Raw genomic sequence first — 13,376 nt, 5'->3', positions numbered from 1 at the left:
AAAATGCATTACAAAAAAATTAATTTATTTTCAATAAAAAAAGAATATTGTTATTTTTTTTCTATTCCATTAACAAATTCTCTGTTTTTACCTATCATAAAGTCTGCTTTTTGTTCACTTTTTAGCAAATTACTACCATCGCTGTTATAGAAAAGTTCACCTTCGCAATCATACTCTATATGACCGTAAAAATCATCAAGTTCCCCTATTTCCTTAACAAAAGCTTCGAAAATTACAGATTTATCAATAAGTACTTCTTTGTAATGAGATGCAAAATTCGTGATTATTTCTTTATTTTCATAATTTATTTTGACATTTTTATACATCATATCAAAAAATATTACTCTATTTTGAGGAATTCTAAAATATTCTTCGCTTTTGTTAATAGCTATAACGTTTTCGTAAATAGCATAAAATCCTGATAATATTGCGAAAAATATAAATTTTCGTGTTTTTTCTCTTAAATAGTCATTTGGATAATGACCTGCTTCAAAGAGAATTGTAGGAACCCCCTGTGACATAAACATATCACCTATACAGTTAATGTTAAATCCGTCGTCAAAACGCCCTACCTGCCCCGGTATAAATTGCTGCAGGGTATTATTCATAGCCGCTATTACATTAATAGCCGTTTGTCTTGGTTCGTTTATCTCTCTTTCTTCGTTATAAGAAGGCGCCAGAAACGAAACCGTAGCCGGTTTTACATCTCCATTCTCCCCTAAACCAAAAATAGTACGCTGATCATGCATATTATAAGCAAAATCAGGCTTAAATTCCTCAAAAGCCTGCCTAAGCACCTTGCTTTCCGGTTGCGTAAGGCCAACTGAATCTCTGTTAAGATCAACCTCATTAGCATTAGGGCGTGTATACAAGGCAGCACCGTCAGGATTAACTATAGGTAGTATATAATAGGTAAAATGCTCCCTAAAAGTAAACGCAACCTCATTATCGCTTTTAAGGAAATTTAAAAAGTCGAACACCGCCTTTGTAGTCGTTGACTCATTTCCGTGCATTTGCGACCATAAAAACACCTTGATTTTACCACTACCTGCTTTTATACTATATATAGGTTTCCCCATTACAGATGTCCCTACAGTACCAATTTCAAAATCGGTTTTTAAGTCAATAAGTATTGGCTCTATATCCTCGTTTGTTATATACCTGCCGTGTAGTTTGTTGTTTAAGTAAGTATTGTAAATTCCTTCAAAATCCATCATTAACTATTTAAGATTACAAAAGTAAACATCTTAGTTTTTACAATTGTAAACAAAAAAAGTAATCTTATAGATTACATTTGTAAACACCTTTAACTTATAGTGTTAATTATGTTTAACATTACTCCTATCAAGTATTGTAAATTATTATAAATCAGATATTTTGATATAATTATATAAACTAGAGGTTGACATGTTTATACTGTATTTATATACTATTTGTGTATCTCAAAAGTATTGTTTACATTTGTAAAACATTACAAAACCAACACTTGTTTACAATGATAAACACAGATGATTTCATAAAAAGACTGGAAAACATACTTGATTATTACAATATATCGGCTTCTGTATTTGCCGATAAAATTGGGGTACAACGTTCCAGTTTATCTCATCTCCTTTCCGGCAGAAATAAACCCAGTCTTGATTTTGTATTAAGGGTTACCGATAATTTTCCTGATGTAGATTTGTATTGGTTACTCAATGGAAAAGGTACATTTCCTAAAAGTGAAACTCCGGCACCGGAAGTAAACATACCGTCCCCTTCTCCGGTTTACATTGAACAACAAACAGAAAATAATAATGTTGGTGATTTGTTTTCTGAAAAAACGGAGACAGATATACCTCAGTCAGAAAATGAAGAATTTGAAGAAAAAAATAATTTTGAGGAGAATACGGAAGTTGTGAATCAAGCTCCTGAAAAGACTGAAACTCCTGCTAACCCTGCTCCTCCTATAGATACAATTGTAAATTATAACAGTGATGTGGAACAGGTAGTTATTTTTTACAAAGACGGTACTTTTAAAAACTACAAACCCAGAAAATAAAGAAACCCCATAATTTAAAAAAAATTACGGGGTTCATTAACCAATAAAACAAACACAAATTTATTTTCTCCCATAAAGCAGTCTCTTCCCGGCTACTTAAATTTATTTAATATTATTTTTATTGGTGTATTATAAAATTACTTCTATTAAATGTTAAACAGGTATAATTTTAAGTTAAACTATTCTTAATCATTTTTATAGCTGTTTTCGGGTACATACCCTGTTACTCCTTTATAATGCAACTCCAGTATTTTAAAGTCTTCTTCCTTATTCCCTGTCGGGTAAAACGGTTCAGCTATTTTTACTTCTTTCTTCCCATAATCAAAAGCAATTGCCAGTATGGGTACTTCTGCCGCTAATGCTATATAATAAAACCCTGTTTTCCAAGTATCTACTTTTTTCCTGGTCCCTTCGGGAGCTATTGCAAGCCTGAATACTTCACGGTTTTTAAATATATTTGCTATCGCCTCAACCTTATTTTCATTCTTTTTCCTGTCGAGAGGTGCACCACCCATCCATCTGAACCATGCCCCGAAAGGAAACACAAATAGTTCTTTTTTAGCAACATAGTGCATTTCCAGCCCTATACTCCCTCTGGCAAATACTCCAATAACAAAGTCCATCCAGCTGGTATGTGGTACTACTATCATTACGCACTTTTTAACCTCGGGTGAAATCAAACCGTTTAAGCGCCATCCCATTAGCCTGAAAAATATAAATTGGTATATTTTTTTCATAATTATTTAAAAATGCTGGGGTAAAAATACTATATATTTACAGTTACGAAACACATTACCATGTTTAAGAGATTTCTCAGTTACTTTATTCCCATAAATATTTACAAACGAAATTCCGGTATAAGCACCACTCTTGAAGTGACCTGGAATAACGGACAGCTTGTACTCGACTCTAAAAGAACTAATTACTCCTACGGCAGCCTGCAACGTATTTTAAGGAAAGGATTACAATATATAGGTTTTGAAAGAATAAGAGCTTTTGAGAATATTTTAGTGCTTGGTGTAGCGGGTGGCAGTGTAATAAAAACACTGGTAAATGAGATACAGTTTAAAGGAAAAATAACGGGTGTTGAACTGGATCCTGAAGTGATTGAAATAGCAAATACCTACTTTGGCCTTGCCGATACTCCGGGGGCAACTATTGTAAACGATGATGCTTTTGAGTTTGTACTGAAAACAAAAGAAAAGTATGATTTAATAATAATAGATATCTTTCAGGATACGGTTATGCCAAACTTTTTGTTTGAAGAGTTTTTTATAAACCGAATTAACTTTTTACTTAATGTAAATGGATTTATACTGTTTAATACCATGACATTATCAAAAAAAGATAAAGAGCGAAATGAAGCGTACCGCTCCTGTTTTAATAAAAATTACTCGGTAAGGATGTACCCAAAAGTAGAAGACCACAACGAACTCTTTACCATAAAAAAACTGGGATAGTAATATGGATTTTCCACAATATAAATCAGAAATAAACAACAACGGATTTGCAGTAATTGATGCAGTTTACTCACAGGATGAGATAGACCAAATTGCAGAAATTATTGACCGTACCGATAGTGACAGTGCTACCTTCCGAAAATCAAAAGACCTTTTTGCCATAAGGCAGTTTTTAAAGGAAGTACCAAATGTAACCGAAGTGCTATTTAACCAAAAACTAAAAAATGTAATCAACAGTGTTTTTGGTGAAGACTACTTCCCTATTAAATCCATTTACTTTGATAAACCCGGTAACTCAAACTGGTTTGTGGCCTATCATCAGGATTTAACCATATCAGTAAATCAAAAGGCTGAAATTGAAAATTACGGTCCATGGACTGTAAAGCAAAATCAGTTTGCCGTACAGCCTCCTGTGGAAGTTCTGGAAAATATTTTTACCATCCGTATTCATCTTGATGATACCGATGAAAATAACGGAGCATTAAAAGTAGTCCCAAAATCGCATCTCAAAAAGATTTATCGTCCTGAAACTATTGACTGGAACAAAGAAACTGAGGTTAGCTGTAACGTACCAAAAGGGGGTATAATGATAATGAAACCGCTACTGTTGCATAGTTCGGCAAGAACTGTAAACAACATTAACAGAAGGGTTATCCATATAGAATTCAGTAGTTTACAATTGCCAACTCAACTTCAATGGGCTGAAAAACTGACTGTTAACTAATCCAGCATTTTCCTGGCTTTCTCTAAATCTTCGGGAGTATCAATACCTATACCTACATGGGTAGTTTCTACCATGCGTATTTTTTTACCATATTCAAGGTAACGTAACTGCTCCAGTTTTTCGGTAGCCTCAAGGCTTTGCATTGGGAGTTTATAAAAATCCATAAGGGCATGTTTCCTAAAAGCATAAATACCAATGTGTTTGTAGTATTTGGCTCCCGCCTCCTTATCCCTTGGGTATGGTATAACAGAACGTGAAAAATATAATGCAAACTGTTTTTGATCTACTATAACCTTCACATTGTTAGGGTTTTCTATATCTTCCCAATTGTTTATTTCAATCATTAATGAGGCAAGATCAATTTCGCGTGCAGCATCACTTTTAAACACTTCAAGCACATCGGCAAGTGGTTCTTTGTTGATAAAAGGCTCATCTCCCTGTACATTAACCACAATATCAACATCAAGATTCTCAACAGCTTCGGCAATGCGATCGCTCCCACTCTCGTGCTCTTTAATGCTCATAATGGCCTTACCGCCATTATCGGTAATTTCCTTAAAAATTATATCAGAATCCGTCACTACAAAAACATCATCAAACAGTTCTGTTTTTACAGCTGCCTCATAAGTGCGGGAAATAACTGTTTTACCTCCAAGATCCTGCATTAATTTTGCCGGAAATCTAGTTGAGGCATATCGTGCCGGTATTACTGCTATAATTTTCATATTCAAAATATTATATAGTATTAATCTTCAAAATAATCGTCCTTAAACCCTATAAGGTAGAGTTTATCTTTTGCTCTGGTTACAGCTGTATACAACCATCTTATATAATCCCTGTCTATGCCTTCAGGCAGGTAAGGCTGTTCTATAAATACCGTATTCCATTGCCCTCCCTGCGATTTGTGACAGGTAATGGCATACGAGAACTTTACCTGTAGCGCATTAAAATGAGGGTTAGTTTTTATTTTCATGAATTTACGATAATTACTTTCCCCTTCATAATCTTTTTGCACTTCCTGATACAGCCTGTTAGACTCCTCATAAGTAAGCGATGGCGATTCGCTGGTAATGGTATCCAACAGCAGTACCGTTTCAAATGGCGGCTGACTGGCATAATCAACCATACGCACTTTTACTCTGGCAAATTTAAAACCATACAGCTCTTCAATCCTGAAAATTTCCAGAATTTCAATAATATCACCATTGGCTATAAACCCTGCTTCTGATTTTTCATTGAGCCAAAAATAATTATTCTTTACCACCATGAGGAAATCTCCTGTGGAAAGTTCGCTTTCTCTCGAAAGTATTTTAGCCCTTATTTGCTGGTTGTAAAGGTTAGCTCTTTTATTGGAACGCACAATAAACGCGGTGTCTTCAATACTGTAATTACTATAAGCACTCTCTATCGCATCCTGAATATCATACCCGTCTACAAGGCGTACAATATCCTTAAATCCGCGTACTTTGAACTGAAAAGTATCAAAAAAGGCCGATTTAAGTATTTCTCTTAATTCTGTAGCATTATACAGAATACCGGAGTCGGTTTCCTGGCGCATTACCTCGTCCAGCTCTATCTGTCCTACCTCTTTCTGGTAGTTCAAAGAGAGTGTATCAATATTTAATGCCGGACTAATATCTAAATTTACCGGTGGAAGCTGTGCGGTGTCTCCTATTAGAATCATTTTACAATTTTGACCCGAGTATACATACGAGATAAGATCGTCCAGCAGAGAGCCGTTTTCATACATTTTTGATTCAGCTGCCACGTCAGATATCATCGAAGCCTCATCTACAATAAAAATGGCATTCTTAAATTTATTTTGCTGCATGGTAAACCCCATCGCACCACCACTCGCCTTTTTAGGGAAATAAATACGCTTATGTATGGTATAGGCCGGTTTTTGGGAGTAATTGGCAATTACTTTTGCCGCCCTGCCGGTAGGTGCCAGCAGTACATATTTTTTATTGGCTTCCTGTAAATGGTTTACCAGTGTACTTATAATGGTTGTTTTACCTGTACCGGCATACCCTTTTAATACAAAAAGCTCATCATTATCGTTGTTAGTTATAAATTCTGCTATTTTTTGTAAAAAAACATCCTGCTTTACAGTTGGGTTAAACGGAAACTGGCGACGGAGTATTTTATAAAAATTGGCTGAAGTCATTAATGGAATAAATTCTTTTTTGAAAAATGAACCTCAAAGATAAGGTGATTTTTACGAGTAACCGGTGCTAAACCAAAAAAGAATGTAAATTTGTAACTCATCAAAAATTACTCAATGAACGAGACCATCACAACAAAAAACTATAAAAAACTTTCCATGCAAATTGCGCAAAGCGAAATGTCTTTTTGTTGTTTTGACACCTTAAACCAGGAAATAACTGATTACCATAGCATTGCTTTCTCTGTATTAAAACCACTGGAAGATCAGCTCTGGAAAACATTTGTTAATCATCCTGAGTTAATGAATGACTATGATGAGATTGTGGTGCTTCATGACAACAGCCTTAACACCTTTGTTCCCAATGCACTTTTTGACGAAGAATTTTTAGGTAGCTATTTACAATACAATACAAAGGTTTTTGATACCGATTTTTTTGCATTTGACACCATAGAGAATTACGACATGAATAACGTTTATGTTCCGTTCATGGATGTAAACAACTTCCTTATAGACCGTTATGGCTCTTTTGAGTATAAAAACACAAACAGTATACTGGTATCAAAACTACTGGACGCCTCAAAAAACATTGACGACAAGCAGGTTTTTGTGCATTTACAGTCAACCCACTTTGAAATTGTTGTTGTAAAAAACCAAAAACTACTGCTTTTCAACTCGTTTGAATACAATACACCCGAAGACTTTTTATACTACTTATTGTTTACATTAGAGCAACTGCAACTTAACCCTGAGTTTATAAAAGTTTGTTTACTTGGTAGGGTAAGTGAAGATAATCCCTGTTACAGCATTGCTTACAGGTATATAAGGAACCTCACGCTTTTTGACCCTTATATGCTGGCTGACCGATGGAACAAAAGCACAGAAGAAAGTCTAAAGCATTTTATACTGTTTAACTCATGAGAATAATTTCAGGCAAATACAAAGGACGCAGAATAACAGCTCCTAAAAACCTTCCGGTAAGACCAACTACCGATATGTCTAAAGAATCACTATTCAACATCCTTAACAATCGTTTTGATTTTGAAGGACTTAGAATACTTGATCTTTTTTCGGGCACCGGAAATATAAGTTATGAATTTTGTTCGCGTGGCGCCGACAGTGCAATTTCTGTTGACGGTGATTTTGGCTGTGTTAAGTTTATAAAACAAACCGCTACCGAATTTGATTTTCCTATTACCGCAATAAAAAGCGATGTAATTAAGTTTTTAAAGACTAATAAGTCTTCGTATGACATGATTTTTGCCGATCCTCCATATGATATGGATCAGAAACTGTTTGAGGAAATCGTATCTCTGGTTTTTGAAAATGATTTACTTGAGGAAGACGGAATGATGATAATTGAGCATTCAAAACATACTAAAATGGACCATTTGATGAACTTTTCTTTCCAAAAGAAATATGGTGCATCACAATTTACATTTTTTGAATTTGATAATGAAGAATTTGAAGATACAGGAATATCAGAAGACGATGAAATTGAATAATCCAATTTTAATATTCACTATAATTTTTGGCCTCCCCTAGAGGCCGTTTTTGCTAATGAAAAAGATTTTATTATCCGCTCTTTTACTTACTGTTACTCATTCATTTTCACAAACTTATTTTAAGTTTAATGCCCCAACAACCCTTTTAGGAATACCACAAATTGGTATTGAAACCAGTTTGGCTAAAAAAGTAACCTATCAGTTTGATGTTTTAGGTTCTCACTGGAACTCATTAAACGGTGCTCCCTTTAAAACCATAATGGGAATATCTGAATTTCGTTACCATTTTGATGAAAACTATAAAGGCTTTTATGTTGGGGGACATTTTGGCGCCAGTAAATTTGAACTCCAGAAATGGAATTACATCAATTCAAACAAATACCAAAAAGGGTATGCCCTGTTTTTTGGTTTCACTATTGGCTATCAAATTAAAATTAATGACAAATGGATGGTAGATATGTTTATGGGAGGTGGTAACCAGCAGGCAGGCTACAAAGGCTATTACCTTGGTACCGATACCCGTTATGAACATGTTAGAAACTACAACAAAAGTGGCGAATGGCTACCTTACCGTGGTGGTATTATGTTTAGTTACCAACTTTAAAAAAAGAAAAGCAGGCCTGTAAGCCGGATTCTGTATCCCTTACGGGACCCTTATCATTTATCTGGCCCCTGTATTACTACAGGGGTCTATCTGCCTACCCCCCGGCATTGGGTGGGCAGCCCTTAATTGCCGGTATACATGGCATTTCACCGCATAGAGTTTACCTGATTTCACTACAGCATTACCTGTACATCCTTTCTGTTGCACTTGTCCTCTCCTGCCTAAGCAGAATGACGGGCGTTACCCGCTATGCTGCCCTACGGTGTCCGGACTTTCCTCCACGCCTAAGCGCAGCGATAAGGCGGCCTGCGGCGCAAAGATACATTTAAACTTTTTAACCCCTTCAATAAAAAGTCTTTACCTCTACTAAAATATTTAAGAATTTTTATAAATACAGCGTTTTTGTTTAACACTTCGTTGGCAGCGAAGCAGTTGGTAAATCTTTAATTTTATTATTGTAAAACAAACATTAACTATAAAAGAGAAATTATGGACAGGCAAATGTATCATTACGCGACAGTTTCAAAAGCGTTAGAAGAATTATATCAAAAAGGATTTACAACCGACTTTAATCTTGATGAAGACCGTATAAAGCAACATTGTGAAGATTTTTCCATCGAACACATATACCGTTATGAAGGGGAAACCGACCCTGCCGATGAGGCAACCGTATATGGCATTATGTCTAAAGACGGAGAAAAAGGTGTGTTTGTGGCTGCACAGGGAGCTTATACCGAAAAAAGTGCTGCTAAAATGCTTCATAACCTAAGTATAAAAGGCAGAGATGAAGGCTGTGCTGAAAATGAGACTCAGGCTTAAAAATAAACTGGAAAAAATAGGTAACGATCCAAAAGTTACCGCAAAAGCCGTTGGTTTACGCTATTCGCTTAATAGTGAAAAAGGCTATTACAGAAAACGTAAAACCAATGGCTTTTTTTATATCGATGACAGCGGAAATATACTTTCTGATAAAGATGTACTGCAAAGGATTAAAAAACTAGTTATTCCCCCTGCCTGGGAAAACGTATGGATTTCTCCTTATGAAAACGGACATTTACAGGTTACCGGTTATGATAAAAAAGGGAGAAAACAGTACCGATACCACCCCGAATGGACCAAAATAAGAAACCAGTCCAAATTTTACCGTTTACGCAGGTTTGCCCTTGCCCTTCCTGATATACGCCAACAGGTAGAAACCGACCTGAATAAAAAAGGAATGCCTTATGAAAAGGTCGTTGCTTTAGTGGTAAAACTATTGGAACTTACTAACATAAGAATAGGGAATGAAGCCTATAAAAAACTTTACGGATCTTTTGGGCTCACTACTCTGAGAGATAAACATGTTAAGTTTGAAAGCTCCACGGTATGGTTTGATTTTACAGGTAAAAAAGGGGTAAAACACAAAATAAAACTACAAAGCCGCAGGTTGGCTAATCTTGTAAAAAAATGCAGGGACATACCGGGGTATGAACTGTTTCAGTACTATGATGATGACGGAAAGCATCACAGTATAGGTTCGGCAGATGTGAATGCTTACCTAAAAGAAATTACAGGGGAAGATTTTACCGCAAAAGATTTCAGGGCATGGGCAGGAAGCCTCAATGCTTTATGCTCCTTTCATGAAATAGGCGAACATACAAGTATAACCGACTGTAAGAAGAAAATAATATCGGTTTTAGACAGCGTTTCTTCAAAACTGGGAAACACACGTTCGGTTTGTAAAAAGTATTATGTACACCCTACTGTTATCGCTTCATACGAAAACGGAAGTATATGGAACTATAAGCCCGTAAGCGATAACGAAACATCGTTTAACACAGAAGAAAAAGCCTTACTGGAACTCCTTTCTAATGAAAACATTGCCGAAGTGGTAGCTTAAATGTTAGTAACTTTTAATTAATTACAGCTTAAACAAACTTGCCATTGCCCCTGCAATTAGTATATTTGTTGCACAGATTTTTCTATGGAACAGTTTATAGTATCAGCCCGAAAATACCGCCCGCAAACCTTTAAAGATGTTGTGGGGCAGCAGGCTATTACCAATACACTGCTAAATGCAATAGATAACAATCACTTAGCTCAGGCCTTACTGTTTACAGGACCAAGGGGTGTAGGTAAAACCACCTGTGCTCGTATACTTGCCCGTAAAATTAATCAGGAAGGGTATGATGATCCTAACGAAGATTTCGCATTCAATGTTTTTGAGCTCGATGCGGCATCAAACAACTCGGTAGACGATATACGTAATCTTATAGATCAGGTTAGGATACCACCACAAACAGGTAAGTATAAAGTATATATTATTGACGAGGTTCACATGTTATCTCAGGCGGCATTTAATGCCTTCCTTAAAACACTGGAAGAACCGCCAAGACATGCTATTTTTATACTTGCAACTACAGAGAAGCATAAAATTATTCCAACGATACTTTCCCGTTGTCAGATATTCGATTTTAAACGAATTACTGTAAAAGATGCTAAAGAACATCTTGCAGAAGTTGCCAAAAGCCAGGGAATTACATTTGAGGATGATGCGTTGCATATCATTGCTCAAAAGGCTGATGGTGCCATGCGTGATGCATTGTCTATTTTTGACCGTGTGGTAAGTTACTGCGGTACAAACCTTACACGTCAGGCCGTTACCGAAAACCTTAATGTACTTGACTATGAGTACTACATAAAGGTGACCGACCTTATTCTGGAAAATAAAATACCGGAGCTTTTATTAGCATACAACGATATACTGACGAAAGGTTTTGACGGACATCACTTTGTTGCGGGATTAGCATCTCACTTCCGTGATTTATTAGTATGTCAAAACCCTGCTACGCTTGTTTTACTGGAAGCCGGAGAGGTTGCCCAGCAAATGTATGGTGAGCAGGCTAAAAAGGCTTCACAGCACTTCCTTTTACAGGCTATTGACATAGCTAACGATTGTGACCTTAAATACAAAACAAGCCAAAACCAAAGGCTATTGGTCGAATTATGCCTGATGCAGCTTGCCTCTATCACTTTTGATGGAGAAAAAAAAAAGCTGACAAATTTATAATTCCCCCTCATTATTTTAAAGATTTAGCCAAGGGCAATTCCCCTGTACAGAATACTGTACCTGAAACTCAACAAACAAACACTCAGTACACAGCCTCACAACCCTTACAGGAACAGCCCAAAACAACAGGAGGAGGCATATCTCCCCTTCCGGCAAAAGAGCTGGAAGTTGAAGCCCCTGTAGTGGTTAAAGCTCCGCCTAAACCGGAACCTGATAACAGCGAAAAAGTATCGGCATTATCCCTAAACAGCATAAGGCAAAAACGTGCTTTGGCAGAAAGCCAGAAAGCTATGCAAAGACATCATGATGAGCTCCCTACCGAAGCTTTTAATGAAACCGACATGCGCCTTTTGTGGAATAAATTTGCCCAGCGACTTAGCGATACCGGCCAAAAGATTATGGCCACTTATATGCAGATTAATGATCCTGAATTACAGGAGGATGGGTTTACCATTAAACTGGAATTACCAAACGAAGGCTCTAAAGTTGACTTTGACAATAGTAAAATAGAACTTTTAGGCTATTTAAGAGGAAAACTCCATAATCATGACATAGTCATAGAAACGCATGTAAACGAGACCGTAGAAAAGAAATATGCGTTTACACCGGAAGAGCGATATGAAAGACTTAAAAATATAAATCCTGCTCTGGATTTATTACGCAAAACATTTGATCTTGATATTTAATTAAACTCGCAGCTTAACTGGCTTTGCAATAACTCTTCGGCAATATTAAGATTGTAATAGTTTCTATACTCCGGATTAATAATCACTTCAAATTTTTTACGGAATGCTAGATATTCATCATTTGTAAAATCTTCCAGGATTATTTTTACCAAATACGGGCTCCCCTTACTAAGTTTTTCCCTGTCTATACAAATTACCGAAGCATTAAAACAATCTTCATACTGATGGTAAAAGCCCGCTCCTATAGGTTCAAAACGGGAGGTGTCAATATCTCTTACCTTTAAAAGAGTGGTAAGCTCCTGTGAATTATTGATTTGTTCTGTCTTCACCTTCTTTTTCTTTTCCTTAGTGCAAAGGTCATACTACAGTTTTAAAAAAAAGAAAAGCCCATATTAATTAATTTTTAATTATTTGGCTTTGTTTTTATTCTTCCATAGCTGCGTTATGGCGTCATAATCAATTTCAAAAGCCGGTTCCTGTTTTGCCAACCTGTGAGAGTCAAAAGCCTGTAATAAATAGCCTTCAATATAATAATCTTCGGCAACTGTAGCGGGGCTATATTCGCGCTTCAGGTCTATATCAAACATCTTGGCAATACGACTGGACCAAAAAGCCTTCCAACCGCTTTTATGTTCTTTAATAAGATTGAAGGTAGACTCACCTGTTTGCCTGTGTATTAATTTTACAAGTATTTGTCCGTCTTTCCTTGAAAGTTTTTTTAACTGGTCTTCAAACTCATTTTCAAGGTAATTCTCAACAATTTTGGCATATTTTTTTCGCTCTTTATCGGTTTTTAGCTTCTCCATATTGGTATTAAGCATAGTAAGCCTGTCGGCAGCTATTTTAGCATAGGGATACACCTTTAAAACCCTTCTTTTAAGTATCAGTAAACTTTTTTTCTGTTCGGCACTAATTGTATCATCCACATTAGATATAACCATCTCCTCTAAATCGTATTCAAAGGTTATACTATCATTCTCCACCTGGTTCACAACACCTTTTTTAATGGTATCCTGAACAACCTCCTGACTAAAGCCTGAAAGAAGTGAAAAAAGTACTAATATGACTGAAAATTGTGCTCTCATTATTAAAAATTTATCCCAAATTTAGACATTTATATGTTACTCTGTAATGTAATTAGTA

17 protein-coding genes and 1 other RNA gene are annotated in these 13,376 nt (G+C 36.1%); 10 read left to right on the top strand and 8 right to left on the bottom strand.

Features of this window, described 5'->3' with window-relative positions:
- Positions 1-50: 50 nt before the first annotated feature.
- On the bottom strand, positions 51-1,217 hold the full coding sequence (locus Q763_RS02245) for a M14 family metallopeptidase (RefSeq protein WP_316931449.1): 1,167 nt from the start codon (positions 1,215-1,217) through the stop codon (positions 51-53).
- Positions 1,218-1,495: 278 nt separating this feature from the next.
- Here Q763_RS02245 and Q763_RS17670 point away from each other — a divergent pair, with 278 nt between their 5' ends.
- Positions 1,496-2,041, top strand: coding sequence for a helix-turn-helix domain-containing protein (locus Q763_RS17670; protein WP_035130786.1), 546 nt, complete (start codon positions 1,496-1,498; stop codon positions 2,039-2,041).
- Between the two features lie 185 nt (positions 2,042-2,226).
- Here the strand turns inward: Q763_RS17670 and Q763_RS02235 are convergent, their stop codons facing one another.
- Entirely contained in the window at positions 2,227-2,778 is a 552-nt protein-coding gene (locus Q763_RS02235) for a 1-acyl-sn-glycerol-3-phosphate acyltransferase (RefSeq protein WP_035130784.1), read from the bottom strand.
- A 60-nt stretch (positions 2,779-2,838) separates the two neighbouring features.
- Here Q763_RS02235 and Q763_RS02230 point away from each other — a divergent pair, with 60 nt between their 5' ends.
- Together Q763_RS02230 and Q763_RS02225 are read left to right on the top strand one after the other, a co-directional pair.
- A complete protein-coding gene (locus tag Q763_RS02230) occupies positions 2,839-3,501 on the top strand; it encodes a spermidine synthase (RefSeq protein ID WP_035130782.1) in 663 nt (220 codons plus the stop codon).
- Positions 3,502-3,505: 4 nt separating this feature from the next.
- The gene (locus tag Q763_RS02225) at positions 3,506-4,225 is read left to right on the top strand and encodes a phytanoyl-CoA dioxygenase family protein (RefSeq protein WP_035130780.1); all 720 of its coding nucleotides are present in this window, start codon (positions 3,506-3,508) and stop codon (positions 4,223-4,225) included.
- On the opposite strand, the gene kdsB is transcribed toward Q763_RS02225, so the two are convergent.
- Both kdsB and Q763_RS02215 read right to left on the bottom strand, forming a co-directional pair.
- Positions 4,222-4,950, bottom strand: a complete 729-nt coding sequence (gene kdsB / locus Q763_RS02220) for a 3-deoxy-manno-octulosonate cytidylyltransferase (protein ID WP_035130778.1) — start codon at positions 4,948-4,950, stop codon at positions 4,222-4,224. The genes Q763_RS02225 and kdsB overlap by 4 nt on opposite strands.
- 20 nt (positions 4,951-4,970) lie before the next feature.
- Positions 4,971-6,392: an ATP-dependent DNA helicase gene (locus tag Q763_RS02215; RefSeq protein WP_035130776.1), complete on the bottom strand. Its 1,422-nt coding sequence runs from the start codon at positions 6,390-6,392 to the stop codon at positions 4,971-4,973.
- A 114-nt stretch (positions 6,393-6,506) separates the two neighbouring features.
- On the opposite strand from Q763_RS02215, the gene Q763_RS02210 reads away from it, so the two are divergent.
- Genes Q763_RS02210 through Q763_RS02200 form a run of 3 tightly spaced genes read left to right on the top strand, consistent with a single transcriptional unit; the run spans position 6,507 to position 8,498 of the window.
- Positions 6,507-7,310 carry a DUF3822 family protein gene (locus tag Q763_RS02210; protein WP_035130774.1) on the top strand — a complete coding sequence of 268 codons (804 nt, stop codon included), beginning with the start codon at positions 6,507-6,509 and terminating at the stop codon, positions 7,308-7,310.
- Positions 7,307-7,894: a 16S rRNA (guanine(966)-N(2))-methyltransferase RsmD gene (gene rsmD / locus Q763_RS02205; protein WP_035130772.1), complete on the top strand. Its 588-nt coding sequence runs from the start codon at positions 7,307-7,309 to the stop codon at positions 7,892-7,894. Before Q763_RS02210 ends, rsmD begins: the two co-directional genes overlap by 4 nt.
- A 55-nt stretch (positions 7,895-7,949) precedes the next feature.
- A complete protein-coding gene (locus tag Q763_RS02200; protein ID WP_035130771.1) occupies positions 7,950-8,498 on the top strand; it encodes a DUF3575 domain-containing protein in 549 nt (182 codons plus the stop codon).
- Positions 8,499-8,501: 3 nt separating this feature from the next.
- Here Q763_RS02200 and rnpB read toward each other — a convergent pair.
- Positions 8,502-8,811: RNase P RNA component class A (gene rnpB, locus Q763_RS17340), an RNA gene on the bottom strand.
- A gap of 176 nt (positions 8,812-8,987) precedes the next feature.
- Here rnpB and Q763_RS02195 point away from each other — a divergent pair.
- The 3 genes from Q763_RS02195 to dnaX all read left to right on the top strand — a co-directional run bounded on the left by Q763_RS02195 (position 8,988) and on the right by dnaX (position 11,547).
- Positions 8,988-9,317: a hypothetical protein gene (locus Q763_RS02195; RefSeq protein WP_035130770.1), complete on the top strand. Its 330-nt coding sequence runs from the start codon at positions 8,988-8,990 to the stop codon at positions 9,315-9,317.
- Positions 9,283-10,377 carry a DNA topoisomerase IB gene (locus Q763_RS02190; protein ID WP_052123196.1) on the top strand — a complete coding sequence of 365 codons (1,095 nt, stop codon included), beginning with the start codon at positions 9,283-9,285 and terminating at the stop codon, positions 10,375-10,377. The genes Q763_RS02195 and Q763_RS02190 overlap by 35 nt, the downstream gene beginning before the upstream one ends.
- Before the next feature lie 84 nt (positions 10,378-10,461).
- The gene (gene dnaX / locus Q763_RS02185; protein ID WP_035130766.1) at positions 10,462-11,547 is read left to right on the top strand and encodes a DNA polymerase III subunit gamma/tau; all 1,086 of its coding nucleotides are present in this window, start codon (positions 10,462-10,464) and stop codon (positions 11,545-11,547) included.
- An 82-nt stretch (positions 11,548-11,629) separates the two neighbouring features.
- On the opposite strand, the gene Q763_RS17885 is transcribed toward dnaX, so the two are convergent.
- Entirely contained in the window at positions 11,630-11,800 is a 171-nt protein-coding gene (locus tag Q763_RS17885; RefSeq protein WP_198133431.1) for a hypothetical protein, read from the bottom strand.
- Positions 11,801-11,816: 16 nt separating this feature from the next.
- Here Q763_RS17885 and Q763_RS02180 point away from each other — a divergent pair, with 16 nt between their 5' ends.
- Positions 11,817-12,233, top strand: coding sequence for a hypothetical protein (locus Q763_RS02180; RefSeq protein WP_035130764.1), 417 nt, complete (start codon positions 11,817-11,819; stop codon positions 12,231-12,233).
- On the opposite strand, the gene Q763_RS02175 is transcribed toward Q763_RS02180, so the two are convergent.
- Together Q763_RS02175 and Q763_RS02170 are read right to left on the bottom strand one after the other, a co-directional pair.
- A complete protein-coding gene (locus Q763_RS02175) occupies positions 12,230-12,562 on the bottom strand; it encodes a hypothetical protein (protein WP_035130762.1) in 333 nt (110 codons plus the stop codon). The genes Q763_RS02180 and Q763_RS02175 overlap by 4 nt on opposite strands.
- Before the next feature lie 78 nt (positions 12,563-12,640).
- Positions 12,641-13,318, bottom strand: coding sequence for a DUF4294 domain-containing protein (locus Q763_RS02170; protein WP_035130760.1), 678 nt, complete (start codon positions 13,316-13,318; stop codon positions 12,641-12,643).
- Positions 13,319-13,376 lie beyond the last annotated feature (58 nt).

The organism is Flavobacterium beibuense F44-8, assembly GCF_000769915.1.
GTDB classification, from domain to species: Bacteria; Bacteroidota; Bacteroidia; order Flavobacteriales; family Flavobacteriaceae; genus Flavobacterium; species Flavobacterium beibuense.
The sequence above is the reverse complement of the archived record's forward strand: the minus strand, read 5'-3'. Positions and strand labels throughout refer to the sequence as shown.